Source organism: Streptomyces sp. NPDC091412 (assembly GCF_044756885.1).
Taxonomy (GTDB): Bacteria; Actinomycetota; Actinomycetes; order Streptomycetales; family Streptomycetaceae; genus Streptomyces.
On record NZ_JBIVTV010000017.1, the window covers coordinates 132,760 to 158,192 of the forward strand.

24 protein-coding genes and 3 pseudogenes are annotated in these 25,433 nt (G+C 69.8%); 15 read left to right on the forward strand and 12 right to left on the reverse strand.

Going from position 1 to position 25,433, the window contains the following annotated elements:
- Positions 1–60: 60 nt before the first annotated feature.
- The 7 genes from ACIQMV_RS30860 (at position 61) to ACIQMV_RS30890 (ending at position 8,620) form a co-directional block, all read left to right on the forward strand.
- A complete protein-coding gene (locus ACIQMV_RS30860; RefSeq protein ID WP_402596517.1) occupies positions 61–1,701 on the forward strand; it encodes an ABC transporter substrate-binding protein in 1,641 nt (546 codons plus the stop codon).
- Positions 1,701–2,654 (forward strand): ABC transporter permease, encoded by a 954-nt coding sequence (locus ACIQMV_RS30865; RefSeq protein WP_402596518.1) that lies wholly within the window; start codon positions 1,701–1,703, stop codon positions 2,652–2,654. Before ACIQMV_RS30860 ends, ACIQMV_RS30865 begins: the two co-directional genes overlap by 1 nt.
- On the forward strand, positions 2,651–3,523 hold the full coding sequence (locus ACIQMV_RS30870; RefSeq protein WP_402596519.1) for an ABC transporter permease: 873 nt from the start codon (positions 2,651–2,653) through the stop codon (positions 3,521–3,523). Before ACIQMV_RS30865 ends, ACIQMV_RS30870 begins: the two co-directional genes overlap by 4 nt.
- 5 nt (positions 3,524–3,528) lie before the next feature.
- The gene (locus ACIQMV_RS30875) at positions 3,529–4,509 is read left to right on the forward strand and encodes an ABC transporter ATP-binding protein (RefSeq protein ID WP_402596520.1); all 981 of its coding nucleotides are present in this window, start codon (positions 3,529–3,531) and stop codon (positions 4,507–4,509) included.
- A complete protein-coding gene (locus tag ACIQMV_RS30880) occupies positions 4,506–5,333 on the forward strand; it encodes an ABC transporter ATP-binding protein (RefSeq protein WP_402596521.1) in 828 nt (275 codons plus the stop codon). The genes ACIQMV_RS30875 and ACIQMV_RS30880 overlap by 4 nt, the downstream gene beginning before the upstream one ends.
- Before the next feature lie 30 nt (positions 5,334–5,363).
- On the forward strand, positions 5,364–6,791 hold the full coding sequence (locus ACIQMV_RS30885; RefSeq protein ID WP_402596522.1) for an amidase: 1,428 nt from the start codon (positions 5,364–5,366) through the stop codon (positions 6,789–6,791).
- Positions 6,792–7,705: 914 nt separating this feature from the next.
- A complete protein-coding gene (locus ACIQMV_RS30890; protein WP_402596523.1) occupies positions 7,706–8,620 on the forward strand; it encodes an IS982 family transposase in 915 nt (304 codons plus the stop codon).
- Here the strand turns inward: ACIQMV_RS30890 and ACIQMV_RS30895 are convergent.
- The gene (locus tag ACIQMV_RS30895; protein ID WP_402596524.1) at positions 8,617–9,033 is read right to left on the reverse strand and encodes a VOC family protein; all 417 of its coding nucleotides are present in this window, start codon (positions 9,031–9,033) and stop codon (positions 8,617–8,619) included. The genes ACIQMV_RS30890 and ACIQMV_RS30895 overlap by 4 nt on opposite strands.
- 120 nt (positions 9,034–9,153) lie before the next feature.
- On the opposite strand from ACIQMV_RS30895, the pseudogene ACIQMV_RS30900 reads away from it, so the two are divergent.
- Positions 9,154–9,336, forward strand: a pseudogene (locus tag ACIQMV_RS30900) (Pycsar system effector family protein); the annotation flags it as partial.
- A gap of 117 nt (positions 9,337–9,453) precedes the next feature.
- On the opposite strand, the gene ACIQMV_RS30905 reads toward ACIQMV_RS30900, so the two are convergent.
- Positions 9,454–9,579, reverse strand: a complete 126-nt coding sequence (locus ACIQMV_RS30905; RefSeq protein ID WP_402596525.1) for a hypothetical protein — start codon at positions 9,577–9,579, stop codon at positions 9,454–9,456.
- On the opposite strand from ACIQMV_RS30905, the gene ACIQMV_RS30910 reads away from it, so the two are divergent.
- Complete coding sequence (locus tag ACIQMV_RS30910; RefSeq protein WP_402596526.1) at positions 9,578–10,042, forward strand: hypothetical protein; 465 nt, start codon at positions 9,578–9,580, stop codon at positions 10,040–10,042. The genes ACIQMV_RS30905 and ACIQMV_RS30910 overlap by 2 nt on opposite strands.
- Positions 10,043–10,070: 28 nt before the next feature.
- A complete protein-coding gene (locus ACIQMV_RS30915; RefSeq protein WP_402596527.1) occupies positions 10,071–10,478 on the forward strand; it encodes a hypothetical protein in 408 nt (135 codons plus the stop codon).
- Here the strand turns inward: ACIQMV_RS30915 and ACIQMV_RS30920 are convergent.
- From ACIQMV_RS30920 to ACIQMV_RS30930, 3 genes are all read right to left on the reverse strand, one after another.
- On the reverse strand, positions 10,446–10,679 hold the full coding sequence (locus ACIQMV_RS30920; protein WP_402596565.1) for a transposase: 234 nt from the start codon (positions 10,677–10,679) through the stop codon (positions 10,446–10,448). The two genes, ACIQMV_RS30915 and ACIQMV_RS30920, sit on opposite strands and share 33 nt — an antisense overlap.
- A gap of 130 nt (positions 10,680–10,809) precedes the next feature.
- A complete protein-coding gene (locus ACIQMV_RS30925) occupies positions 10,810–11,139 on the reverse strand; it encodes a hypothetical protein (RefSeq protein WP_402596528.1) in 330 nt (109 codons plus the stop codon).
- Between the two features lie 31 nt (positions 11,140–11,170).
- Entirely contained in the window at positions 11,171–11,590 is a 420-nt protein-coding gene (locus ACIQMV_RS30930) for an integrase core domain-containing protein (RefSeq protein WP_402596529.1), read from the reverse strand.
- Between the two features lie 797 nt (positions 11,591–12,387).
- Here ACIQMV_RS30930 and ACIQMV_RS30935 point away from each other — a divergent pair.
- Together ACIQMV_RS30935 and ACIQMV_RS30940 are read left to right on the forward strand one after the other, a co-directional pair.
- Positions 12,388–12,744 (forward strand): hypothetical protein, encoded by a 357-nt coding sequence (locus ACIQMV_RS30935; RefSeq protein WP_402596530.1) that lies wholly within the window; start codon positions 12,388–12,390, stop codon positions 12,742–12,744.
- Positions 12,745–13,247: 503 nt separating this feature from the next.
- Positions 13,248–15,671 (forward strand): SpoIIE family protein phosphatase, encoded by a 2,424-nt coding sequence (locus ACIQMV_RS30940; RefSeq protein ID WP_402596531.1) that lies wholly within the window; start codon positions 13,248–13,250, stop codon positions 15,669–15,671.
- Between the two features lie 12 nt (positions 15,672–15,683).
- Here ACIQMV_RS30940 and ACIQMV_RS30945 read toward each other — a convergent pair.
- Together ACIQMV_RS30945 and ACIQMV_RS30950 are read right to left on the reverse strand one after the other, a co-directional pair.
- Positions 15,684–15,980: pseudogene (locus ACIQMV_RS30945) on the reverse strand (hypothetical protein); the annotation flags it as partial.
- A gap of 297 nt (positions 15,981–16,277) precedes the next feature.
- On the reverse strand, positions 16,278–17,180 hold the full coding sequence (locus tag ACIQMV_RS30950) for a lysozyme (RefSeq protein WP_402596532.1): 903 nt from the start codon (positions 17,178–17,180) through the stop codon (positions 16,278–16,280).
- 312 nt (positions 17,181–17,492) lie between these two features.
- Here ACIQMV_RS30950 and ACIQMV_RS30955 point away from each other — a divergent pair, with 312 nt between their 5' ends.
- Complete coding sequence (locus ACIQMV_RS30955; RefSeq protein WP_402596533.1) at positions 17,493–17,837, forward strand: hypothetical protein; 345 nt, start codon at positions 17,493–17,495, stop codon at positions 17,835–17,837.
- A 645-nt stretch (positions 17,838–18,482) separates the two neighbouring features.
- Here ACIQMV_RS30955 and ACIQMV_RS30960 read toward each other — a convergent pair.
- From ACIQMV_RS30960 to ACIQMV_RS30980, 5 genes and pseudogenes are all read right to left on the reverse strand, one after another.
- Positions 18,483–18,938, reverse strand: coding sequence for a DUF6069 family protein (locus ACIQMV_RS30960; RefSeq protein ID WP_402596534.1), 456 nt, complete (start codon positions 18,936–18,938; stop codon positions 18,483–18,485).
- A 12-nt stretch (positions 18,939–18,950) separates the two neighbouring features.
- Positions 18,951–19,229: a hypothetical protein gene (locus tag ACIQMV_RS30965; protein ID WP_402596535.1), complete on the reverse strand. Its 279-nt coding sequence runs from the start codon at positions 19,227–19,229 to the stop codon at positions 18,951–18,953.
- Positions 19,230–19,234: 5 nt separating this feature from the next.
- Positions 19,235–20,233 (reverse strand): RNA polymerase subunit sigma-70, encoded by a 999-nt coding sequence (locus ACIQMV_RS30970; RefSeq protein WP_402596536.1) that lies wholly within the window; start codon positions 20,231–20,233, stop codon positions 19,235–19,237.
- A gap of 97 nt (positions 20,234–20,330) precedes the next feature.
- Positions 20,331–20,806: pseudogene (locus tag ACIQMV_RS30975) on the reverse strand (transposase family protein).
- Between the two features lie 491 nt (positions 20,807–21,297).
- Positions 21,298–22,059, reverse strand: coding sequence for a FadR/GntR family transcriptional regulator (locus tag ACIQMV_RS30980; RefSeq protein ID WP_402596537.1), 762 nt, complete (start codon positions 22,057–22,059; stop codon positions 21,298–21,300).
- A 234-nt stretch (positions 22,060–22,293) separates the two neighbouring features.
- Here ACIQMV_RS30980 and ACIQMV_RS30985 point away from each other — a divergent pair, with 234 nt between their 5' ends.
- Together ACIQMV_RS30985 and ACIQMV_RS30990 are read left to right on the forward strand one after the other, a co-directional pair.
- A complete protein-coding gene (locus ACIQMV_RS30985; RefSeq protein WP_402596538.1) occupies positions 22,294–23,661 on the forward strand; it encodes an MFS transporter in 1,368 nt (455 codons plus the stop codon).
- Positions 23,658–25,430 (forward strand): dihydroxyacetone kinase family protein, encoded by a 1,773-nt coding sequence (locus ACIQMV_RS30990; RefSeq protein WP_402596539.1) that lies wholly within the window; start codon positions 23,658–23,660, stop codon positions 25,428–25,430. The genes ACIQMV_RS30985 and ACIQMV_RS30990 overlap by 4 nt, the downstream gene beginning before the upstream one ends.
- Positions 25,431–25,433: the final 3 nt, after the last annotated feature.

The window sequence follows — 25,433 nt, forward strand, 5'->3', positions numbered from 1 at the left end:
TACTCGCTGCAACCCCCAGAACCCTCGACCCCCCGGAAAGGGGCCGGTTCGTTGCGTGCCTTGCGTACCTCCAGATCCACCGCCCTGCTCGCCGGAGCCGTAGCGCTGGCTGCGACCGTCTCCGGCTGCTCCGGCGCCTCGTCCATCGGCGCCGGATCCGCCAAGGGCGGCACCGCTTACCAGGTCTCCGCGGACACACCCGCGGCCAAGGGCTCGATCTCGTCGTTCTCCTGGTCGCTGTACGCCGAGCCGTACTCCCTCGACTACACGCAGGCCTGGGACTACCCGCCCAACACCGTCCTGGCGAACGTCTGCGAGCAGCTGTTCCGCATCACGCCGGACATGAAGATCGTGCCGGCCCTGGCCGTGAAGTCGGCCAATCCCGACCCGCTGACCTGGGTGTACACCCTGCGCAGCGGCGTGAAGTTCAACTCCGGTTCGACCATGACCGCGGACGACGTCGTCGCCTCACTGAAGCGCCATCTCGACCCGGCCGTGGGATCGGCGTGGGGCAGCGCGTTCAAGAACGTCGCCTCGGTCACCAAGACCGGCCCGCTCGAAGTGACGATCAAGCTCAACAAGCCCGACGTCCTGCTCGACGAACTGATGGCGGCCTCCCCCGGCACCGTCGAGAGCGCCGCGTTCCTCGCCAGGACCGGCCGGGACTACGGCAACCCGAAGGCCGGCGTCGACTGCACCGGCCCCTACGCGCTCGGCACCTGGGCCCAGGGCGACAGCATCGTCCTGAAGAGGAACCCCACGTACTGGGACAGCACGCTGACCCCCAGGGCGGAGAGCGTCAAGTTCGTCTTCATCCAGGACCCGGCCGCGCGCACCAACGCCTGGCTCTCCGGATCGGTCGACGGCGGGTACCTGGTGCCGGCCACCTCGATCGGGCAGCTCAAGTCGACCGCGCGGGGCAAGCTGTACTTCGGCCCGAACACCGCGGCCTCCGACCTCGCCGTGTTCAACCTCAAGGGCACGCTCGGCGATCTGAAGGTCCGTAAGGCCCTGTCCATGGCGCTGGACCGGCAGAGCATCATCAAGGCCGCCGTCGCGGGAGTGGCCGTCCCGGCCAAGGCCCCGGCCGCGCGGGGCGCCTGGCAAACCGCCCCGGACCGAACGGAACGCTACTTCTCCGACCTCCCCGACCTGGTGTACGACATCGACGGCGCCAAGAAGCTGATCAAGGAGGCCGGTGCGGCCGGCAAGAAGGTCGTCATCGCGAGCAGCACGCTCACCCCGGAGATAACCGTCGTCGCCAACGCCGTGCAGGCGGCCGGCAAGCAGATCGGCCTCGACGTGCAGATCAAGCCGATCGCGCCCGACGCGTACACCGCGCTCTTCACCGACCCGCACGCCAGTGCCGGGATCGACCTGGTGTTCACCAACGGCTACATCAACTCACCCGACCCGCTCGAGTTCTACCAGTCGTTCCGCACCGGCGACTTCGGCAACTACGGCAAGTACTCGAACCCTGAGTTCGATGCGCTCTACGACCGGGCGACGGCGGTCGCCGACCCGGCCGCACGTGCCGACCTGACCGCCGAGCTGCAGAAGATCGCGCTGCGCGACCTGCCCGCCATCCCGCTGTACGAGGCTCCCCACTCGGTGTTCCTGGGCAGCCGGATCACCGGTGCCCCGGCCGGCATCGCCCAGCTGTACTACCCGTGGGCCGCGAAGATCGGCTCGGCGAACTGATGACCCGTTACCTCCTCGGCCGGCTCCTGGGGCTGGTGACCGTGCTGCTGATCACCTCGTTCCTGGTCTTCAGCGCGGTGCACCTGGCTCCGGGGGATCCGGTGTCCTTCCTTCTCAAGGCCCACCCGGTGTCGCCGGAGACCAAGGCCGCGATCCGCGCCCAGTATCACCTCGACGACCCGTTCTTCACCCAGTACCTGAAGTGGGTCGGCAATGTGCTGCACGGCGACTTCGGGCGCTCCGTCCAGTTCCGGCACGACGTCGGGTCCCTGATCGGCTCGCGCCTGTCGAGTACGGCCCTGCTCATCGGGTACTCGGCGGTGCTGGTCTGTCTCGGCGGCGTACTCGCGGGCGTCCTCGCCGCGCTGCGCCCCGGGGCGATCGACCGCGTGGTGCTCCTGTGCACCGGCGTGGCCACGGCGACCCCGCCGTTCGTCAGCGCCATCGTGCTGGTCTCGCTGTTCTCGGTGCAGCTGGGCTGGTTCCCCGGGCCCGGCGCCGGCGGCACCGGTTTCACGGACCGGCTCTACCACCTGACGCTGCCCGCTTTCGCCCTCGCGGTCACCCTCGCCGGGCTGCTGGCCCGGGTGACCCGCTCCTCGATGCTCGACCAACTGGGGCGGGAGCACGTGGAGGTGGCGCGCTCCCGCGGGGTCGCCGAGGGCGACGTGGTGCGCCGGCACGTGCTGCGCAACGCGCTCGGCCCGATCGTCACCGTCGGCGGCACGATGCTCGCCGGACTCCTGGTAAGCACCTCGATCGTGGAGACCGCCTTCAATGTGTCCGGGGTCGGCTCACTGCTCGTGCAGTCGGTGACGGTCAAGGACTTCCCCGTGGTGCAGGCGATCACGCTGATCACCGTGGCGGCGTTCGTGCTGGTGAACCTGGTCGTGGACCTCCTCGCGCCGCTCATCGACCCCCGGCTGACCCTCACCCGGCGAGGTGCCTCATGACCACCGCAGTCGACGTCACCGAGCTGCGCCAGCGTCCCGGTCTGCGCCGCCTGCGGGTGTTCGGGCAGGGGCCGCTGTTCACTGCGGCTGTCCTGCTGCTGGCCGTGCTGGTGGCCGTCGCCGTGTTCGCACCGCAGCTCGCGCCGTACGACCCCGACGCCCTCGATCTGCAGGCCACCCTGGCCGGGAGCGGCACCGACCACCTCCTGGGAGCCGACCAGTCGGGCCGCGACGTGCTGTCGCGGCTGCTGTACGGCGCGCGCTCCGGGCTGCTCGGACCGCTCGTGGTCGTCGCGTTGTCGACGCTGCTGGGCATCCTGGTGGGCGTCGCCGCCGCCTGGCGCGGAGGCTGGGTGGACGCGGTCCTCTCCCGGTCGATGGACCTGGTGTTCTCCTTCCCCGGCCTGCTTGTGGCGATCATGTTCGTGGCGGTCACCGGACCGGGCATGACCGCACCGGTCATCGCCATGGCGGTCGCGTACACGCCGTACGTGGGCCGCCTGGTGCGCAGCATCGCCCGGCAGGAGAAGGCCCGTCCGTACATCGAGTCGTACCTCGTCCAGGGCTGGTCGGGCTGGACGATCTGCGTCCGGCACCTGTTGCCCAACATCGCGCCGACGGTGCTCGCCCAGTCGGCGATCAACTTCGGGTACGCCCTGATGGACCTTGCGGCTCTCTCCTTCCTCGGCTTCGGGGTACAGCCGCCGACCGCCGACTGGGGCGCGATGATCAACGAGGGTGAGGGCGCGCTGTTGCAGGGCGCGATGCTTCCCGCGCTCGCGCCGTCCGTGTGCATCGTGCTCGCCGTCGTGGCGTTCAGCATCGTCGGCGAGGGCATCGCCGACCGGGTCGCGAAGCGGGAACGGTGAGGCGAATGACTGTGCAGCAGACTTTTCTTGAGATCGACAACCTCACCGTGCGGCTGCCCGAGGGGCGCGCGGCCCGGCCGATCCTGGACGGCGTGTCCCTGCGCGTCGCGGCGGGCGAGACCGTCGGCCTGGTCGGCGAATCCGGTTCGGGCAAGTCGGTCGCGTGCCGCAGCGTGCTCGGGCTGCTGCCCGAAAAGGCGCGGACGGACGGCGAGGTCCGTGTGGCGGGTCGCGACGTACTGAATTTGAACCGCAACGAGTTGAAAGAACTGAGAACCCGTCAGGTCTCGATGATCTTCCAGGACCCGCGTGCCTCGGTGAATCCGATGCGGCGCGTGGGCGACTTCCTCACCGAGGGAATGCGTGCCGCCGGCGTACCTGCGGCGGCGGCGACGGACCGTGCCGAGGAACTCCTCGACGCAGTGGGCATCCGCGACCCGCGAGGCGCGCTGCGACGCCACCCGCACCAGTTCTCCGGCGGCATGCTCCAGCGGGTCGTCATCGCGGCGGCACTCGCGAACCGGCCCTCACTGCTCGTCGCCGACGAGCCGACGACCGCACTGGACGTCACGACCCAGGCCGAGGTCATCTCGATCCTCACCCGCCTGCAGGCCGAGCGCGGCACGGGGATGCTCTTCGTCACCCACGACCTGGAACTGGCCTCGGCCATCTGCGACCGCGTCTACGTCATGTACGCGGGACGGATCGTCGAGACGCAAGCCGCAGGCGACCTGTTCGAGCGCCCGCGCCACCCGTACACGGCCGGCCTCCTCGCCTGCACACCCCGCGTCGAACCCGACGCGGCGCCGCCACGGCCCATCCCCGGCCGCCCGGTCTCGCTCGCCGAGTCGCCGGCCGGGTGCGCGTTCGCCGCGCGCTGCGCGCACGCGCGGGAGCGCTGCCCGGTCGAGAAGCCCGCCCTGCGGCAGTACGGCGGCCAGGGCCTGGTCGCCTGCCTGCGCGCCGAAGAAGGGATCCTGCTGTGACTGCCGTGACAGAGAGCACCGGCGCGTCCGGTCTCGTGGTGGACGGACTGCGCAAGGAGTTCGGCGGCCACGCGGCGGTCGACGGCGTCTCCTTCACCCTGCGGCCGGGAGGCTCACTCGGCATCGTCGGCGAGTCCGGCTGCGGCAAGACCACCACGGCACGCATACTCGTCGGCCTTGAGACACCCGATGCCGGCACGGTCCACCTGGGCGGACGCGACCGTTCGGCACGCACCCGCGGCCGGGCCGAACGGCTGGCCCGCGCCCGCGAGATCCAGATGGTGTTCCAGGACCCGTACCTCTCCCTCGACCCCCGCATCAGCGTGAGCGCGTGCATCGAAGAGGTCCTGCGCCTGTACTTCCCGCTGGACGCGCCGACGCGGCGCAGGCGCGTCGCCGAACTCCTCGACCAGGTGGGGCTGGGAGAGCGCGAGGCCACGGCCCTGCCCCGCCGGTTGTCCGGAGGGCAGCGTCAACGCGTGGCGATCGCCCGGGCGTTGGCGGCCCGACCGCAGGTGCTCATCCTCGACGAGGCGGTCGCCGCCCTCGATGTCTCCATCCAGGCGCAGATCCTCGACCTGCTCGCCGGCATCCGCCGCGACGAGGGCATCGGCTTCCTCTTCGTCAGCCACGACCTCGCGGTCGTCCGGCACATCACCGACGAGGTGGTCGTGCTCAGGGCCGGAAAGATCGTCGAATCCGGCCCCACGACAACTGTCCTGACCACCCCCGAGCATCCCTACACCCGCCTCCTACTCGACTCCGTACCGCGGCCCGGATGGGATCCGGACCGCATCTCCGCAGGCCGCCGCGCGCTTGCCTGACCCTTCCGACTCATCCCGAAGGACCATCACATGACCGATCTCACCGACCTCGCCCATCTGCCGGCCACCGAGGCCCTGCGTCGGTTCCGCGACCGCTCCCTGTCACCGGTCGAGCTGATGACCGCCGTCATCGCGCGCGCCGAAGCCGTCGAATCAAAAGTCAACGCCCTCGCCGAGCGGATCTTCGAGGAGGCCCTCGCCGCCGCCCGCGAGGCCGAGGCACGGTACATGGGCAAGGGCGGGTCGCCCCGCGCGCTGGAGGGTCTCGCCGTCGCGACGAAGGAGGAACAGCCGATCGCGGGCCGCCACAGTTCGGACGGCTCCCTGGCGTTCCAGGACGAGATCGCCGAGCAGACGCACCCGGTCATCGAGCGGGTCCAGGCTGCCGGCGGCATCGTGCACGCGCGGACCACGACTCCGGAGTTCAGCTGTGCGGGGTACACGCAGTCACGACTGTGGGGCGTCACCCGCAACCCGTGGAACCTGGAATACACCCCGGGCGGCTCCTCCGGCGGCGCGGGTGCCGCGCTCGCGGCGGGTGAGACGACGCTCGCGACCGGCTCCGACATCGGCGGCTCGATCCGCATCCCCGCTTCGTACACGGGCACGGTCGGCTTCAAACCGCCGTACGGGCGCGTGCCGGCGATGACGCCGTTCAACCTCGACACGTACTGCCACGACGGTCCGATGGCGCGCACCGTCGCCGACTGCGCCCTGCTGGAGAACGTCATCGCGGGACCCCACCCCCTGGACGCGGTCTCGCTGCGGCCCGAACTCGTGCTGCCCGAGCGGTTCGAGAGCGCCGAGGGCCTGCGGGTGGCGCTGTCGGTCACCCTCGGTGACTGGCCGGTCGATCCCGAGGTCGAGGCCAACACCCGCGCGGTCGCCCAGGCGCTGCGCGCGGCCGGGGCCGTCGTCGAGGAGGTCGAGGTCCCCATCATGCGGGCGGAGGTGATGCGGGCAGCGATGATCCACTTCGGTTCCGTCTTCGGCCCCTACATCGGGTCGGTCGCCGCCGAGCACGGTGACCGGCTCACCACGTACGCCCTCGACTTCGCCCGGCGGGCCGCCGAGGCCGTCCGCGAGCCGGGCAGCTTCCTGCAGGGCCTTGAGATCGAGGCCGCGGTGCAGACGACGCTCGGCGCCCTGCTGGACCGCTACGACGTCCTGCTGTGCCCGACCACGGCCGTCCCGGCGCTCAAGGCGGACGACGACTACCTCTCGACCAAGGTCGTGATCAACGGAGTCGAGCTGGACTTCTACCTGGAAGCCGCGATGACCACGGTGTTCAACATCGCCAGCCGCTGCCCGGTGCTGAGCGTGCCGTCAGGTTTCGCCTCGACCGGAGTGCCAACGGGGGTGCAGGTCGTCGGGCGCACCTACGACGACACCACGGTGTTCCGCGCCGCGGCGGCGATCGAGGCCGTCCGGCCATGGAACAGGGTCCCGGTCCTCTGACCCGCCGTCCGACGGGCCTGGCAACTCCCCGAATTGTGCGGACGTGGGCCGAATCCAGCCCAGCGCCCCGCCCAACACACAGAAGCTGAAGAGCAAGGCCGGGCTTGGTCAGCCCGGTCACTACCCCGCAACGGCTCCGGGCCGCTCAGCCGTCAGATGTCCGAGTTCAACGGAGCGTAGCCAGCACCAAACCAGCACCGGAGTCAGCACGGCACCGTCTGGGGCACGCCGCGCGAGGAGGTGGAGCGGCACAACCTCCGTGCCGCGGTCGCGCCGACCGGGATCAGCCCGGTCAGTCGCACCAGCCGGGTGACGGCCGCCGCGCAGCGACTGGTCCCGGAGCCCCACCGCCGCTGGCTCAACGCGAAGCCCGACGACGGGGAGGCGCTTGCCGCGAAGACAGGGAGCCTGCTACCGCCGCTCATCGACGACGCGGCGGAGAACCCGTATTACCGGCGAGCCCTGGAGGCGCTCTTTGGTGCCCCCGTGGACCTGGCGGGGCGCGGGGCCGTGCCGGCTCTGCGGGCGCTCCTCCCAGTCGGCACGCCAGGGACTCTTCTACTGCCATGGCTGCTGCGTCCTGGCAAGGAACGGGGTGCTGCGGGACACGGGAGCGGACGGAGCGTGGGCGGAGGCGATCGTGTACGCGCTGCGCAGGCTCGCGGAGATCGAGTTCTCCGGGCCGCCGTCCCTCGCCCAACTGGACCGTGTCTGTGTCCCATTCGAGGACTTCGATTGCTTTCCAGTCATCCCTCGGGTCTCTGACCGGCTCGGATCGCCGTCCCGCTCAGAATGGTCTTCACCGCAAGTACCGGGTTGAGGGGCTCTACGAGTTCCTTGGTGGCAACGGCCACTAGATGATCGATTCCAAGGGGTCGGCTGCGCGCATGAGGCGAGGAGCTCAAGGTGCGGTTGTGACCCCAGACTTGGACTCCCTCGCCACCGCGCTGTACGTGAAGACCGACGACGCGCTGAAGGCATCGCCGCATCTCGCGCCGTGGCGACCGCCTGTCGGGATCACCCTGAAACTCACCGATGCCGAGCTGGTCACCCTCGCGGTGATGCAGGCCCTGCTCGGGTTCACCTCCGAGGCGAAGTGGCTCTGCCACGCCCGCGCTCACCTGCGGCATCTGTTCCCGTACCTGCCCCAGCAACCCGGCTACAACAAGCGCCTGCGCAAGGCCGTCGAGCTGCTCCGCCGGATCACCCGGCTGCTGGCCACCGACACATCCGTGTGGAGCGACGACGTATGGATCGTGGACTCCACGCCCGTGGAATGCGGCCGCTCCCGCGAGACCGTCAAACGCTCCGAGCTGGCCGGATGGACCGAGTACGGCTACTGCGCCAGCCACAGCCGCTTCTTTTGGGGCCTGCGCCTGCACCTGGTGTGCACGCTCCAGGGACTGCCCGTCGCCTTCGCCCTGACCGGAGCGAAAGCCGACGAGCGCGAGACGCTGCTGGACCTGCTCGACGCCGAACCGGAACTCCTCGCCACCCGGCCGGGACAGACCTTGATCGGCGACAAGAACTACTTCGGCCGCGACTTCGAGCACCAGCTGGCCGAGCACGGCATCCGGCTGCTGCGGCCAACCCGCAAGGGCGAACCGGAGCGGCCCGGAGCCGAGCTGTTCAAACCACTGCGACAGGTCGTCGAGTCGGTCAACGAGAGCTTCAAGGGCCAGCTCGACCTGGAACGGCACCACGGTCGCACACCCGCCGGCGTCGTCACCCGCGTCATGCAACGCATCCTCACGCTGACCACCGCCATCTGGCGCAACGACCAGAGCGGACAGCCCGTCCTGCGCTCGCTGACCGCCTACGACCACTAACCCTTGGGACCATTGACGTAGTTGGACGGTACCAGTGTGCGCAGGACGTCGAACTCGTTGCCCTCGGGATCGGCCATGACCACCCAGCTCCGGCCGGGGTCCTGGCCCACGTCCACCTTGGCGCCACCGAGGCCGAGCAGCCTGGCCACCTCGTCGTCAGTACTTCCGTCGATCGGGCTGACGTCGAGGTGGAGCCGGTTCTTCACAGCCTTGCCCTCGGGCACCCGGATAAAGAGCAGGGTGGGCGGCATCTGGCGGGCCCGAACCTCCTCGACGGTCGGCTCCCAGGAGCCGATCTCGACCTTGCCCTCGCTGCGGTCGATCACCTTGAAGCCCAGGACCGCGCACCAGAAGGCCGCGAGCCGCTCCGGATCGTGGCAGTCGACAACCAACTCAGTGAACCTACTAGTCATTACTCCCCCAGACAGTACGGACGGGGGCTCAGCCTATGGGGCCGCGCCACCCGTCCGGCAAGTCCGGGATCACTACGACCACCAACCCTTGGAATCGATCATCTAGGCGTCGCCGACAAGATGCTGCCGCTGGCCGCTCAGCTCGTCGGCGGCACCGCCGTCCTCGCCCTCGGGGCCGCCGCCGTGCTGCTGCTCCTGGTCGTGCGGCCCAACCTCGGAGGCAAAGGGCGCCTCGTCCGCGAAGGCTTCCCGCGCTGGGCGCAGCTGAGCGAAGACGACCTGCTCGCCGCGATGCGCGAGGACACGGAGCGACCCGGGTCAAGTCGCTGTCCAACCTCGCCGTCGCCAAATTCGAACGCCTGGCCCGCGCGGTCGACACCATCCTCGCCGCCTTGGCCCTCCTCCTGGTCGCCGCCGCCCTCACGGTCGTCGGACGACCAGCTGGCTGTACGCGCTCGCCCTGATGCTCATCGCCGTGGCGGCCGTCACCGCCCAGCGCGCCTTCTCCCGCACCGACACCGACACCGACAAGGAGCAGTAGCCCATGGCATTCACTCTCTTCTCCCGCGCCGCCGAGACCGCAGCCACCGAGCCGGAGCACACCCCCGAGCCGTGGCCGGAGTTCGGCGAGACCTGGAAGCCCGAGGGCGTGATCGTCTCCCAGCGCTTCCTCGGACTGGCCGGCACCGTCGTCCTCGTCTACACCGCCGACGCCGGAGTCAACGGCACCCACTACGCCATCGCCTGCCTGGGCTGCACGTACCTCACCCGCTCCAAGGGCGGCGACCACTACATCTCTTCCGAGCAGACCGCCGGGGAGATCGCCAACACCTACGCCGCGCAGTGCCACGCATTGCCCCGGGATCTGCCGAACCGTCCCGACGACGACACCGCCCGCGAGATCGTGTGGGGGCACCTGCATCGCGAGCGCCGCTCCCTCGGATGCTGTTGGCAAAGTCAGCCCGATCTCGTGGCGAGCCCGCGCTCGCCACGAGATCGGGCTGACTGAGTGCGGCGGGGCTGCGAGGATGCGCTGTGTGGTTACAGATGCGGAGTGGGAGCGGTTTCGCGGGAATCTGCGCTTCGGGCAGGTCTTGCGGGGCACTGTCGTGAAGGTGCCCAGACCTGGAGCGATCGGGATCTTCGTAGACATCGGATTGGAAGTCGGGGGTTTTGTCGACGTCCTGCTGTTGCCGGAGCAGGCAGAACGGTGGCCTGCCGAAGGCACCATCACTGACTTCGAGGTTTGGTGGGCGGACAGCCGTCAACAGCTCCGGCTCAAGCCGTCCGATCCGCAGTACTTGCGGAAGGATTTCGCGGACTTCACTGCACGTGTCAGGCCCAGTTGGTCGTCCGATATCGGCCAGCCCGTTCGCGACGGCGGGCCGGTCACTGCACAGGAGCTTGCTTCGCTACTTGCTCGGCAGGAGTGCCGCGAAGTGTGAGACGCGGGTACGGGCCCAGGGCGTTTGGATGATGTGGGCGTTGATACGGGCGAGGTTGATCGCGGCGCCAGTGAGTTGGTGCTGGAGGCTGGTCTTGGCCAGGCCGCGGTAGCGGGATCTGCGCAGGCCACAGCGTTGGACGCCTTGGGCGATGGTGCTCTCGACACCAGCTCTGATCTTGCGGCAGAGCTGACGGCCCAGATCAAGCTGGTTTCACTGTGCCGGATTGCAGTACTCGTGCACCGGCTGGAAGCCGATACCCGCGCTTACGAAGCCGGAGACGACGGGAATCAGGGCTTGGACGGAGCGGCCCAGGCGGTCCAGGGGCCGACTATCGGGCCGAAGGCCCGAAGTAGCACAGCTGGAGTGTCTCTCCGACGGTGAACTGGTCACCTGGGATCTTCACGGTGCGGCTCGGGATGGTGCCCTTGGGACAGCTGACGCCTTCGATGACGTAAGAGCCGGTCAGGTCGGGAATCGCGTCTCGCAGGTCCGAGGTATCCAGCGGCGCGGAGGCTCCTGCTGGGCCCTGCGGACCCGCGGGCCCGGGCTCGCCATGCAGTGGAAGCAGGAAGTAGGCCGCCGCAATGGTGATGGCCGAGCCAAGGAGGCCGCCGAGAAGCGCGGCTATCAGAAGTCTGGGACGAACACGATCGCTCATGGCGGGAATCGTACGGCTGGCTTGAATCCGCTTAGTGCCGGCCGCCTGGCAGTAGGACGAGGCGGGAGCTGTCAACGCGGACGCCTGGTCGGGCGCCGTGCGCGCCGTCCGGACCGGCAAAGGCTCCGTGTGCCTGGAGCGGCAGGGCCCGCGGCCGGGCAGTCGGCGCGTGCCCGAGGACGTCGTCCGTGCCGAGCACCAGGCGATGTTCCTGGGCTTCGGGCGGCCGTTGGTCTCGTGATCGGTGTGGCCGATCCGTGTTGTAGTGCTCCTGGTACTCGGCGTGGACCTGGTGGGCGTGGGCTTCGTTCACGATCAGGATGCGGTTGAGGACCTCGCGCCGGATCGTGCCGATCACTCGCTCGCAGTGGGCGTGCATGCGCGGCGCCTGGGGCACGCTGAGCAGCACCTTCATGTCTTCGGCCTCGAGGACGGCGTCGAAGGGTGGCAATCAACCGCCGCACACTGTTCCGCCGCCTGCCGGTCCTGATGGCCCGGCTGCGCCACGAACCGCTTCCAGCTGGCCCTGCAGGCCCAACGCAACGGATGGTTGTGACAGCCAGCCCCCGACCACCTGAGCCGCCTCCTCCGCCAGTTCGAGCTACACCACGACGCCCACCGGCCAGATCAAGCGATGAACCAGGCAGCACCACTGCGCACAGCCCCCGAACCGATCACCGATTCCCGGGCAAATCTCCCGTCTGGACATACGCCACCGAGACCGACTCTCCGGAGTGATCCATGAGTACCGGCACGCCACCTGACCTGGTCGGATGAATTTTCGGGAGCCGCAGGGGCGAGCATCGCAGCGAGTACCGCACAGATCCACTCCCCGAGCAGGCCCAGACTCGCCAGGCGATCAAGGAATGCGAGCGGCGGCCCGCCCGCTATCAGGGCACTCTCGACGCCGGAGCCGATCCGGCCGTCGTCACCCAGTGGATCAACGAGGCGCAGCTCGACAAGGGCGCGGCGCAGAAGAAGCTCGATGCACTGCCCGCCGCCACCCGGAGGAAAGGAATCACGGCTCACCGCCGACCAGATCCAGGCGATCACTGAGAGTCTCGGAGACATCGCGCATCGCATCCAAGCCGCCCGACGCCGGCAAGAAAGGGCCCCTCTACGAAGCCCTCGGCATCACCAGTACCTACGACAACACAACGAGGACCGCGACCGTGAGGTCGAGGCTCGCTTCCGAATCGTCATAGCTACTGTTCGAGGGAGGAGTTGGCCACTAGTGACATTGTTGGCGTGCTGTCGTGGCTGACAGGCGAACTGCGCCAGGTGATCGCCGGACTCGTCAAACACCCCCAGGGCCTCGTAACGGGCGCCACCCAGGTCCATGGCAGTATTCACGATGCGACGCAGCACCGCGGGCAACTCCACGTCCTGGATGATGGCCGCCACCAGGGCATCCAGCAAGCCCTGAACCCGGGCCTTGGCGGCGCTCAGGGCGCGCAGCTGCCCGTCAATCCGGCCGGCTCGGCGTCCAGCCGCCCCAGCAGGTCACAACCGCGCGGCCGCTTTGATCCCCCATCCGCCACTCACGCGAGCGGTACACCCCGGTCTCCTGACACGACCGTGATCAAACAAGATCACACAGCGTGACACGGCATACGCCCCAAGCCGCCTACTACTCCGCAAGCGGCATGCCACACCTGAACCCAACCCGGGCGGCCCCTGCCGAAACAGTGGCCCCCTGGTCCCGCTGCCCCAACGGATCCCTTGCAAAGGCTCCTGGACGAGCCCCGGTGTCGAGGGCAGCCCGCTCGTGGGCCTGCCACTCGAGCCGGGACCGGCAGTGGGCAGCGGCCACGAGGATGGCGAGCTCCCGTACCCGGGCGGGTACTCGGTGGCGCTCCGCAGCGCCGCGCCGGCTTCCTGGACCGCGCCCCGACGGCTGGGGCAAGCAGCATCAGGGCGAACCGACCCAGCAGCCTGCCCTCGGCGACAGAAGGGCTTGGGCCATGTCATCCGACCCGTCCGCCACAGCCGCCACGCGGTTGCGTCACCCCAACCGCCGGGCGGATCCTGAGGCCATTGGAGGATGAGCGGCCGTGACGAGTCCAAAACCTGAGACCCCTGCCGATGAATTCCTTGGTCCGCTCCACGTGACAAGAGCGGCCGCAGTGGTCCTGGATGCATGCGGCATCGTCATCGGCTGGAGCCCTGCCGCAGAGAGACTCCTCGGCTACACGCCCCAAGAGGTACTCAGGCGCCCTGCCACCGCGCTGGTGGCACGCAAGGCCGGTACGCAGCCCGCACCATGGATGAACACGGTCGGCGACCCCGGATCCATCCGCAGTGCGGCACTCAACCTCCGCCATCGGGACGGTCACACCTTGCGCATGGCCACCACCATGTGCACGGTGGCCCACGGCCCTGATGGTCCGGCCCTTGTACTGCTCGCGGCGGACCTGGAGGAGCTGCGCAGCTGGGAGTCGCACCAGGCAATGCTGCGCGGCCTGGTCACCCAGTCGCCCGTCTGGCTCACCATCTACGACACCGAGCTGCGAATAGTGTGGGCGAACGCCGCCGTCGACCGGGAACTGGGAGGGCCGCTCACACCCTACGCCGGCCGCACTGTGGACGAGCTCTTTCCACAGGGGCAGGGCCGGATGCTGTCCGAGCATCACCCTCCGACACTTGCGGAGACGATGCGGAAGGTACTCGCCGACGGCATCCCCGTCATCGACCTGCACTACCTCGGGCAGGTACCCGCCGCCCCGGAGTACGAGCGGGTCTGGTCCTGTTCCTACTTCCGGCTGCTCGACGCGCGCGGTGAACCGCTCGGAGTGTGCGAGGAGGCCGTCGACATCACCGAGCGCCACCGGGCGGAGCAGCGGCTGGCGCTGCTCGTGCGTGCCGGATCCTGTATCGGCACGTCCCTGGATGTGGTCCGTACGGCAGCGGAGCTCGTGGAGGTGGCTGTGCCGCAGTTCGCCGATGCCGTCACCGTCGACCTGCTGCCGGAAGTTTTGGAAGGGACGGAGCCCGCCGACGAGACCGCCCCCGGACAACGGTTGATGCGGGTGTGCGGAGCATGGGACCCGCAGGACACGGCCCTCGCACCGGGTGGCACAGCCGTGGCAGCCGGGGAGCCGATCGAGTACGCCTTCGCCTCCCCCCAAGCCCGCAGCATAGCCTCGGGGCGATCCATCACGGAGAACACACCAGGCATGCCGGCCCCGCGGAGCGGAACCGGTGTCCACGCACGCCTGTTCGTGCCCTTGCAGGCCCGCGGCGCCGTGATGGGGCTGGTCACCTTTCTGCGAAGCCGCACGGCGATGCCCTTCGACACGGACGAGCAGGAGCTGGCCGACGAGTTGGTCGCGCGCAGCGCTGTGTGCGTCGACAACGCCCGCCGCTACGCCCGCGAGTACGCGGCGGCCGTGACACTGCAGCGCAGTCTGCTGCCGCAGCGCCTGCCGCCGCAGAGCGCGCTCGAAGCGGCGTACCGCTACTTGCCGGCCGACCGCCACGTCGGCGTGGGCGGCGACTGGTTCGATGTCATCCCCCTGTCGGGTACACGCGTCGCGCTGGTTGTCGGTGACGTGGTGGGCCATGGATTGCCCGCCGCGGCCACCATGGGGCGGCTGCGCACAACCGTACGGGCCCTGGCCCAACTGGACTTGGACCCCGACGAACTGCTGACGCGGCTGGCAGACGTCGCCGGTCAGAACGACTGGCGCCTCCAGAACGACGACACCCCTGAAGTTGTTGAGGACAAGGGCATCATCGGCGCAACCTGTCTGTACGCCGTCTACGACCCGATCTCTCGGCGATGCAACTGGTGCTGCGCGGGGCATCCGCCACCAGCGGTGGTCGACCCTGACACCGGCCGCGTCGGCTTCGCCGAGCTGCCTTCGGGCTCGCCGCTGGGACTGGGCGGTCCGACCTACGAGAGTGCGGAGGTCGAGCTTGCCCCGGGCAGCGTGCTGGCCCTGTTCACCAACGGCCTCGTGGATTCCCGTCCCGGAGGTGTCGACGTCGGGTTGAGTCGGTTGGCTCAGGTTCTCACACAGCACCGGCTCCCTGTGGAGAAGCTGTGCGACCGGGCGATGGCGGTGCTCCCCATCGGGCCGGTGAACGATGACGCAGCGTTGCTGCTGGTGCGCACCCGCGTGCTGGACGCCCATCAGGTGGCCTGCTGGAATCTGCCGGCCGACCCCAGTGTGGTGTCGCACGCCCGCGCGGTGGCCGCCGCGCAACTGAATGAGTGGGGGCTGCCGGAACTGGAGTTCACCACAGAACTGGTCGTGAGCGAGCTGGTCACCAACGCCATCCGGTATGCCTCGGGTCCGATCCGCCTGAGGCTCATCCGGGACCGGGCTCTGCTGTGCGAGGTCTCAGACAGCGGGCACACCTCACCGCACCTGCGGCACGCCGCCAACGACGAGGAGGGCGGCCGCGGCCTGTTCCTGGTGGCCCAGACGACTCAGCGGTGGGGCACCCGCTACACCTCCGCCGGCAAGACCATCTGGACCGAGCAGGACCTGGCCCGCGCCGAGCCACCGCAGCGCGATGTCGCCTGACCGACCTTCCAAGTCACAGACCAGCAGGGCTTCGGCCTGGGAGCGCAGGAAGCCGGCCCTGGTGCTGGAGGCTCGTTCGGGCGCGGGGTCGATGCCAGCCTCCTTGAGGATTTCCCATACCGTGGAGGCGGCCACCTTCACCCCCAGCATGAGCAGCTCGCCGTGCAAGCGCCCGTAGCCCCAGTTGGGATTTATTCGCGCCAGGCGCAGCACCAAGGTGCGAACCTGGCGCACGGTCCGCGGCCGTTCCAATCGCGGGCCTCCAGCAGCTCCGCCAGGTGGCGGACGGCTTCCGGCCGGTCCTCGTCGGCCGCGTAAGTGCGCAGCGCGTCGATCCGGCCATGCCGCACCAGCAGTTCGGCCAGCGGGTCACGGTTGTTGACCGACGTGGAGCCGTACGTGCGCAGCACCTCGACCGCCTCATCCGTGCGGCCCTGCCCCTCGCGAACGGACGCTCGGGCTGTACGTGAGATACGGCGTCAGCTCCAAGCGGATGACGCTGAGGACGCCGTCACGGCTGACAGAGTGCTCCCGGCCGGGATGAGGGAAGGCCCCGGGCCCGTGAGAGCGGCCCGGGGCTTTCACTCTGCATGCTTCGGGCACGTATCAGCCGTTGGCGAGCGCCTTCACCCGGTCCAGCGCCCCGTTGAACCTGTCGTGGTCACCGACGGTCGGGCCGGACGAGGTGTACTGCCACAGCGTGTAGTAACCCCAGCCGGCCGGCAACGTGCCGACGGTCGAGGCGTACCGGGCGATCCACAGGGGATTCTTGGTGGCGAAGCCGCCGTAGTTGCCGGTGCACTGGGTCCACCAGCTGGTGGCCGTGTAGATCACGGCGTCCCGGCCCGTGCGGGCCTTGTAGGTCTTGAGGAAGTCGGAGATCCAGCTGACCATCGAGCTCGCCGACTTGCCGTAGCAGGTGGCGCCGTAGGGGTTCCACTCGATGTCGAGGACGCCCGGCAGGGTCTTGCCGTCGCGGGACCAGCCGCCGCCGTGGTCGACGAAGTAGTTGGCCTGGACGGCGCCGCTGCTGGTGTCCGGGGTGGCGAAGTGGTACGCGCCGCGGATCATGCCGACGTTGTACGAGCCGTTGTACTGCTGCTTGAAGTAGGAGTTCCTGTAGTACGTCCCCTCGCTGGCCTTCGTGTACGCCCACCTCACGCCGCTGCTCCACAGCGTCGGCCAGGCGACGTTGCCCTCGTAGGAGCTGACGTCGACGCCTTCGGTCTGGGTGGCCTTCCTGGTGGCGGGCGTGCCGCCGCGGCCGTCGTGCGCCAGGACACCCATGCCCATGTGGGCGGAGCCACGCGCGGGGGTGGCGTTGCTGGTGGCGGGCGTGCCGCTGCGGCCGTCGTGCGCCGGGACACCCATGCCCATGTGGGCGGAGCCACGGGCGGGGGTGGTGTCGGCCGAGGAGGGTGCGGTGCAGAGGACCGAGAACGCTGCGAGCAGGGCTCCGGTGACGGTCAGTCGCCCTACGCGGGCCGTTCCGGATCTGTGCACGGGCATGACGTGCCTCCGTTGATTGGGCGGTGCTCGGTGGGAGGAAATGCGCGCATGCCCCACGGTCGCACGGAGGGAGAGCGGATCAAGGTCGACCCGCCGGGAGCGGCTCACGCGCAAGGCGTTGGAGGTCGCCCGGCTCACCGCTTTTGATGCGATCAGGGCCCGGCTCGACTCCGAGGCCCCGAAGGTCACCCTCACGATAGAGGTCCCGGAGTGGGAGCCGCTGGCATGGACTCCGCACGGCATGCCCCGCAACCCGTGGCCGCCAGGGCACAGCTGGCAGTTCCGCCGAGACCGGGGCCAGGAGCATCGCCTGTGCTGCAGCAGGTCCTCGTGCTCGAAAACCTCAGCGACCGGCGCGTGGAAGCGCGGTTCGTCGGCGACCTGGTCGTGTGGAACGAAGACCGATGGCCCCATGCCGCCGGCGTCATCGTCCCGGAGCCCGGCGAGAAGAGCGAGAAGGTCTACCTTCAACGCGACTTCACCATCAATGAGCTCTCGGAGAACCTCACGGCGAAGCAGGCTGGCGCCCACCTGCCCCACCGAGTGGTTGGCACGGTGACCGTCGAGGACGACCGCAACAACGGGAACACGGGCCGCTGGGATCCGCCGAGGACCGGCTGCCCTGTCCACCCCGCCCCCGAGCGGGACGGAATGTAAATGATCGCCCGGCACCACCTGACGGAAGGTTCAGGGCTTCGGACCCTGGACTACAAGCTGGTGCCATCGTGGCAGCGGCCCCACTGGCTCTCGCTCGCGCAGGGTCGCAAGCTCCCCGAGCCCGGCCAGCTGTAGAGCCGGGACAGTCCCTGTCCATCAGCTGATCAGTTGTTGAAGAGCATCACGTGTGTCGGCCAGGGTCGGTGGTCTACTCGTCCCTTCCCATTATCTCTTTCGCGGTCCTGCAAGAGGGCCGCTGGCCTCTGGGCCCGGCATGACTGTTGCCCCCAGCAGATGTAGGTGTCAGTGGCTCGGCTGCGAGTGCGTCCTGGCGCGGCTTGAGCCTGACGTCGACCCGAGAGAGGGCAAATCCCGGCGCAAGCCGCCGCGCAGGAGCCGAATCCACGTGGGAGGCGCGACGGCGGGGTCGGCGAGGGTGAAACGCGACCGGGGTACCCGGTGCGCCGCGACAGACGCGGGTGGCATTTGGTCTTCATCCCGCAAGGTGCCGTGTGCTTCTTCGCACGCGCGACTCAGCTTTCGAATTGACCAAGAAAAGGAACCTGGAATGGAGGGTGGCACCGCGGGCCACGTTAGTGCGCTCGCGCACGCCCTTGCGCCGCCCATTGTTCCGTTGCGGGATCGTCAATCGGTCCGGGTGCGGAGGCTTCGGGCCAGGGTGGGGATCATCACCGTCGCAGGGACGAGGTGTAGCCCGAGAAGGGCGGTGGTGGTGGCGGTGTTTGCCCCGGAGAGGAGGGGCGGGACCAACGAGATCGCGGTCAGCGACACTGCCGTCCACACGAATCGCTTGGCGGGACGATCGCTCCAACGAAGAAGAGCGACGGCAATGACGATGCCGACGACCGAGAAGAAGCCGGTCACCACGGCGAACCCGGGCAACGGGATCGTCTCGCCACCATCGGGGACCTGGAAGTCGACGCCAACGGTCTGGGCAAGCGCCGCGGCGAGGGTGGTGGCCGCCATTGCTGCGAGAGTGGCAATGAAGCCGGTGCCGGCGAGCCTGCGGAGTCGGTGGGTGTGTCTGGTCCGACCCGATGCCGAGCCTGCGACGACCCCGGTGTCATTCATGCTGTTCATGCCGTTCCTCCATCATTCGGTAACTGGCGTACGGGGTGTTGACTGGCATGTGACGGTCCTGGCCCCGGGGGTGACGATGCGCACCCTCGCCGTGCGACGGCCGGGGTTCCGCAGGGCGCGGACGCCGGTGCCGCGGAGCCGGAACCCGGCGTCGCGTCCGAGGACCGGCCCGGACTCGCCGTCGCGCAGGTCCAGCTGCACCCGCCCGCGGGTGACGACGCCGAACGCGTCGCACCGCTCCCCCGCGACCACCGCGACACACGCGCCACCGCGCGGCGCGAGCGTCCGCACCGGGTCTACTCCGTGCCGTCCGCCGGCAGACGCTCCGGCAGCCCGAGCCGCGGGAACTGGTCGTCGTGGAAGATGGTGATCTCGGTGATCGCCCCGCCGGTGACGCGCAGCACGTCGATCGTCAGCGGCACATACGTGCCCTCCCGCTTCCGCCAGAGGTAGAAGGCGACGGCGGGCTGCCGGTTCACGGAGGTGGGGACGCCGCGCAGGCCCGTCATCTGGTCGAAGCCGTCCTCGACCCAGCTGGTCACCACGGTGTCGCGACCGACGGACAGGCCCGGCGTGGGCGGCATCGAGCAGCGGACGTCGTCCCGCAGCAGTGCGGCGAGCCGGTCGACGTCCGTGGCCACGCTGGCATCGGTGAACCGGCGTACCAGCTCGCGCGTCCCGGCGTCCTCCTCGCCGCCGGTCCAGTCCTGCCGCTCGGCGGGCAGGTGCTCCCGCATGCCCGCGCGGGCCCGCTGCAGCGCGCTGTTCACGGAGTTGACGGAGTCCCCGAGGAGCTCCGCGACGTCCTTCGCCGGCCAGCCGAGCACGTCCCGCAGGATCAGCACGGCCCGCGGGCGCGGCGCGAGGTGCTGGACTGCGACGACGTACGCCAGCTCGATCGTCTCCCGTGCGACGGCGACGGTCTCCGGCTCGTCCGCGTCGCCCGCGGGCAGCTCGTCGAGCAGCCGGTCCGGGTAGGGCTGCAGCCACAGCACCTCGCCGCCGGTCGCAGGCTCCGGGCGGCACTTGGCGAGCAGGTCCAGGCAGGCGTTGGTGGCGATCCGGTACAGCCAGGCCCGGAACGTCGACCGCCCCTCGAAGGTCTCCCGCCGCCGCCAGGCACGGAGGAACGTCTCCTGCACGGTGTCCTCGGCGTCCTCGAACGACCCGAGCATCCGGTAGCAGTGCACGTGCAGCTCCCGCCGGTGCCGCTCCGCCAGCCCCGAGAACGCCGGCTCGTCGACCTCGCCCAGACCGCTCACGTCCAGCTCCTTCAGCCGCGTGTCCGCACTCATCACGTCATCCTTCCGCCTCGTCGTGTCCCGTCGTAGGTGTGACGGGGGCGAGCGCGAAAACTCATCACTGGGGTCGGTCGGCATGGCCGAGCGTTTCTCATCCTTGGTAGGTCGGGTTTTCGACGTGGTGGAGAACGAGGATGGCCTGCACCATTGCGGTGGTCCGGGAGGGGCTGCAGCGCAGCTTGGTCAGGATTTTCCAGCTCTTGAGGGTGGCGACGCCGCGTTCGCCGCGGCAGCGGATCCGGGCGTGGGCCTTGTTCACGGCTTTCTGCCGGCGCGACAGCCTCGGCCGGTAGCGGTGCCGCTTGAACGGTCGTTGGCGGTCGCGGCGAGCAAGTTGATCGCCTCGCGGATATAGCGCCAGGCGGTGGCAACGCCGACCTGGAATCCGGCGGCCAGGCGGGTGAGGGTGTCGCCGTTGCGCAGGTGGGCCAGGGCGAGCAGGGCCTGCTGGCCGGGGTCGGGTCGGCGCCAGCGGGATCGTCACTGGTGGCGGTGGGTGCGGATCAGGTCGGCGAGGTGGTTCAGCGATCGGGTGGACAGGGGGATCGAGCCGGGGTAAAGCAGCAACGAGGCCCCCGGTAGGGGCATCTTTCTTGGTCGATTACTTGTCTTACCGAGAGCCTCGCCTGACCCGGCTACCGACCTTCACCACGCCACTGACCTGCACCATCAGGTTGGAAATGGCTCACGGATCGAGGCCGGCTCCTCGCGATACGCCCCGTACACCACTTCCAAGGACGCAACCCATCGCCGTCGGTAGCGCCCAGCCGAACAACCACCCGACCGTGGCGCCGGCGCCCACCTGGACGTCTTCTCGCCTCCCGTCAGTCCCCAAGCGCCACCAGTCCACCCCGGCCAGGGCAAGGTCGGCGCGGCCACGGCCGGCGGCCCTGCCGGGTCTCCTGGGGCGGCCGTGCCCCTTGTCCGGCGCCCCTGGTCGGCCCCGTCGTGCCCTGTGCTCAGCGCGCCCTGCGGGCAACGCCGTCGTGCCCCGCATCCCGTACCCCAGACGGATCCCACCACGCCCTGCGTCGCTGCCCGGGACCGCTCCGTAAGGCCTACGCGTCGTGTTCCATCGATGCCCGGAGCCTGGCGTTGGCCATCCGCATGTGTTCGGCCATCGCCCGGTCCGCCGCCTCCGGATCACGCGCTCGGATCGCCTGGAGCACCGCGTCGTGCTCGCAGAGCGTCCCGCTGACGGTGCCCTCGATGTCGCTGACCCGCTCCATCCACACCTGGAGCAGCGCGCGGATGCTGTGCAGGATGTCGCTGAGGACGGAGTTGCGGGCGATGCGCGCGCACTCCAGATGGAAGGCGATGTCCGCCTCGATGAACGCGCCCACGTCGCCCCCGGCGTCCCGCATCCGCCGCAGATGGTCCTCCAGGACCGCGACGTCCTTGTCGGTGGCGCGCTCCGCGGCCAGCCGGGCGGAGACGCCCTCCATGTAGGTGCGCACCTCGACCAGGTCCTGGGTGCGGCGCTGCCCGAGCATCAGCCCCCAGTTGATCGCCTGGGGCAGGAACTCGGATGTGCCCTCGCGGACGTAGGAGCCCGATCCGGGGCGGATCTCGATGATGCCGAGCACGTCCAGCGCGGACAGCGCCCCGCGCACGCTGGAGCGCGCCACCCCGAGCGCCTCGGCCAGCTGGCGTTCGGCGGGCAGCCGGGTGCCGGGCCGGATGTCACCCGCGGACAGATGGTCGAGCAGCCGCTTGGCGACCTCGCTGACGGAGGACTCCCGCACCACGGGACGCAGCAGCCGGGCGAGGTCGGGCGCGGCTGCGGAGGACTGCTGATCAGGCTGACTGGTCACGGTCACCAGTCAACCAGATGCCCTCCGCACGCGGCTGACCAGCCAGTTCATCGGGCCGGTGCCGGGTTCTGTCAAGAGGCGGGACGAGCCGGATATCTGTAACGCTCGCCACACTGGTAAATTGGTGACCAATTTGGGTCGGAGGCTTAGCGTGAGGATGAACCGGCCGGGCGCGGGTCCCGCGGGCCGCCGGTGTGACCCACCCCGGACGGAGTTGTCCGGGCGAGCCGAGGAGTCGCCATGGGTGCCGACGCGCCATCCGCGGCAGTCGAGAGAACTGCCATCAAGAAGATCTCAGTCCGCCTCGTGCCGTTCGTGGCACTGATGTTCTTCGTGAACTACCTGGACCGCACGGCCGTCTCGTTCGCCGAACCGAACGGGATGGGGGAGGACCTCGCCCTGACCGCCGCGCAGTTCGGTCTGGCGTCCGGGATCTTCTTCATCGGCTACATCGTGCTCGAAGTCCCGAGCAACATGGCCCTGCACCGCTTCGGCGCCCGCCGCTGGCTGGCCCGGATCATGGTGACCTGGGGCATCGTGTCCCTGCTGTTCACCTGGGTGAACAGCAGCGGCCAGCTCTACACGCTGCGGTTCCTGCTCGGCGTCGCCGAGGCCGGTTTCTTCCCTGGCGCCATCCTCTTCCTCAGCCAGTGGGTGCCCGCGCGTCACCGTACCAAGATCCTCGGCCTGTTCTACCTGGCCCAGCCGCTGACCACGGTCTTCGGTGCCCCGCTGGCCGGCTGGCTGATCGGCCGCCACGGGCTGTTCGGCCTCGAGGGCTGGCGCGTGATGTTCCTGTTCGTCTCGCTGCCCGCGATCCTGCTGGGCGTCATCACCTGGTTCTACCTGATCGACCGGCCCGCCGACGCCAAGTGGCTCACGTCGGCCGAACGCGACTGGCTGACGAAGGAACTCGCTGCCGAGAACGCCCAGAAGACCGGCCACGAGGACAAGCACGCCAAGGCCGACCTCAAGGCCGCCTTCAGCAACGGCCGCGTCTGGGTGCTCTCCCTGGTCTACTTCGGCTTCGTCTACGGCCTGTACGCGCTCGCGTTCTTCCTGCCGACGATCATCAGTGGCTTCCAGGAGCAGTACGACACCACGTTCAGCGTGATGGACAAGGCCTGGATCACCGCCATCCCCTACCTGCCCGCGGCCGTCGTGCTGTACTTCTGGACCCGGCACGCCACCCGCCACGGCACCCGCACCTGGCACATCGCGGGTCCGGCCGTCGTCGGCGGTGTCACCATCCCCCTCGCCCTCTACATGGGCTCCCCGAGCGCCACGGTCGCCGTGATCACCGTGACCGCCTGTTCCATCTTCGCCGCCCTGCCCGTGTTCTGGTCCGTGCCCTCGCGCTTCCTGACCGGGGCGGCGGCAGCGGCCGGCATCGCCCTCATCAACACCGCCGGAAACATCGCCGGATTCGCCGCCAGCTACGTCACGGGGTGGCTCAAGGACTGGAGCGGCGACTACTACGTACCGCTGTACCTCGTCGGGTTCTTCATGCTCCTGTCCGCCGTCCTGATGGTCTGGCTCGCCGCCCGCAATCGAACCGCTGAACCGGCCCCCGGCCCCGAGCAGCAGCCCCTGGAGGCCCTTCGATGACCCGCCTGTTCAATGACCCCACGGCCTTCGCGGACGAGGCACTCGAAGGCTTCACCGCGGCGCACCGGCGCTGGGTGCGCCCGGTCACCGGCGGTGTCGTCCGGGCCGGCGGAACCCCGGCCGGCCAAGTCGCGGTGGTCATCGGCGGCGGCTCCGGCCACTACCCGGCCTTCTCCGGCCTGGTCGGCCGGGGCCTGGCCCACGGCGCGGCGGTCGGCAACGTCTTCGCCTCGCCGTCCGCGCAGCAGATCCGCTCGGTGGCGCGCGCCGCGCACGCCAGCGGCGGGGTGCTGCTGATGTACGGCAACTACGCGGGCGACGTCCTGCACTTCGGGCAGGCGGCCGAGCGCCTGGCCGCCGACGGCGTCGAGGCACGTACGTTCGCCGTCACCGACGACATCTCCAGCGCGGCCCCCGAGGAGTCCGCCAAGCGCCGCGGCATCGCCGGCGACCTGCCCGTCTTCAAGGCGGCCGCGGCCGCCGCCGAGCAGGGCCTGCCGCTGGCGGAGGTGCTGGCGGTCGCCGAACGCGCCAACGCCCGCACCCGCTCCTTCGGCATCGCCTTCTCCGGCTGCTCCCTGCCCGGCGCCGACCACCCGCTGTTCACCGTGCCCGAGGCCCGGATGGCCGTGGGCCTCGGCATCCACGGGGAGCCCGGCATCGGCGAGGAGGCCCTGCCGACTGCCGACGAGGCGGCCCTGCTGCTGGTCACCAGCCTGCTGGCCGAACTGCCCGAGGACGTCACGACCCCGGCCGGCGCCCGCGCCGCCGTGATCCTCAACGGGCTGGGCTCGGTCAAGTACGAGGAACTGTTCGTCGTCTACCGCAAGGTCGCCGAACTCCTCGGCGACGCGGGCGTGGAGATCGTCGACCCCGAGGTCGGCGAACTCGTCACCAGTTTCGACATGGCGGGCGTCTCGCTCACCCTGACCTGGCTGGACGACCGGCTCGAAGAGCTGTGGCGGGCCCCCGCCGACACCCCGGCCTACCGCAAGGGCGCCTTCGGGACCCCCGAGGCCGCAGCGGTCCCCGGGACAGCCGAAGGGACTGCGGCGACGGCGGCCGGGACGGCCGACGAGACCGGTGACGAGGACCTGCCCGACGCCTCCGACGACTCCCGCCGGGCCGCCGGCACCGTCCTGGCCGCGCTGACCGCGATCGCCGGCACCGTCGACACGCATGTCGAGGAACTGGGCCGGATCGACGCCGTGGCCGGCGACGGCGACCACGGCATCGGCATGCAGCGTGGCGCGACCGCCGCCCGGCAGGCCGGCTCCACCGCCTACGGCCTCGGCGCGGGCGCCGGCACCGTCCTCGCCCAGGCCGCGGACGCCTGGGCCGACAAGGCGGGCGGCACCTCCGGCGCCCTGTGGGGCACCATCCTGCGCTGCGTCGGCGCCGCGCTCGGCGACCAGGAGGCGCCGACCGCCGACCGGGTGGCCGCCGGCGCCGCCGAGGCGTCCGCCGCCGTCCGCCGGCTGGGCGGCGCCGAGGTCGGGGACAAGACGATGGTCGACGTCCTCGTCCCGTTCGCGGACACGCTGACCGCCGCGACCGCGTCCGGCCTGGCCCTCCCGCAAGCCTGGGACCGTGCCTCGGCGGCTGCCGAGTCGGCCGCCGCCGCCACCGCCGGACTGCTGCCCCGCAAGGGCCGGGCCCGGCCGCACGCCGAGAAGTCCCTCGGCACCCCGGACGCGGGCGCCCACTCCCTCGCCCTCATCACCCGCGCCGTGCACGGCGTTCTGCTCCACTCCCCCAACCAGCACTGAGGA

Coding starts and splice junctions, on each gene's coding strand:
- ACIQMV_RS30950 (WP_402596532.1), bottom strand. CDS start 17,180: ATGCCCGTGCACAGATCCGGAACGGCCCGCGTAGGGCGACTGACCGTC.
- ACIQMV_RS30870 (WP_402596519.1), top strand. CDS start 2,651: ATGACCACCGCAGTCGACGTCACCGAGCTGCGCCAGCGTCCCGGTCTG.
- ACIQMV_RS30990 (WP_402596539.1), top strand. CDS start 23,658: ATGACCCGCCTGTTCAATGACCCCACGGCCTTCGCGGACGAGGCACTC.
- ACIQMV_RS30960 (WP_402596534.1), bottom strand. CDS start 18,938: ATGAACAGCATGAATGACACCGGGGTCGTCGCAGGCTCGGCATCGGGT.
- ACIQMV_RS30865 (WP_402596518.1), top strand. CDS start 1,701: ATGACCCGTTACCTCCTCGGCCGGCTCCTGGGGCTGGTGACCGTGCTG.
- ACIQMV_RS30885 (WP_402596522.1), top strand. CDS start 5,364: ATGACCGATCTCACCGACCTCGCCCATCTGCCGGCCACCGAGGCCCTG.
- ACIQMV_RS30985 (WP_402596538.1), top strand. CDS start 22,294: ATGGGTGCCGACGCGCCATCCGCGGCAGTCGAGAGAACTGCCATCAAG.
- ACIQMV_RS30895 (WP_402596524.1), bottom strand. CDS start 9,033: ATGACTAGTAGGTTCACTGAGTTGGTTGTCGACTGCCACGATCCGGAG.
- ACIQMV_RS30905 (WP_402596525.1), bottom strand. CDS start 9,579: ATGGGCTACTGCTCCTTGTCGGTGTCGGTGTCGGTGCGGGAGAAGGCG.
- ACIQMV_RS30875 (WP_402596520.1), top strand. CDS start 3,529: ATGACTGTGCAGCAGACTTTTCTTGAGATCGACAACCTCACCGTGCGG.
- ACIQMV_RS30970 (WP_402596536.1), bottom strand. CDS start 20,233: ATGAGTGCGGACACGCGGCTGAAGGAGCTGGACGTGAGCGGTCTGGGC.
- ACIQMV_RS30910 (WP_402596526.1), top strand. CDS start 9,578: ATGGCATTCACTCTCTTCTCCCGCGCCGCCGAGACCGCAGCCACCGAG.
- ACIQMV_RS30925 (WP_402596528.1), bottom strand. CDS start 11,139: ATGAGCGATCGTGTTCGTCCCAGACTTCTGATAGCCGCGCTTCTCGGC.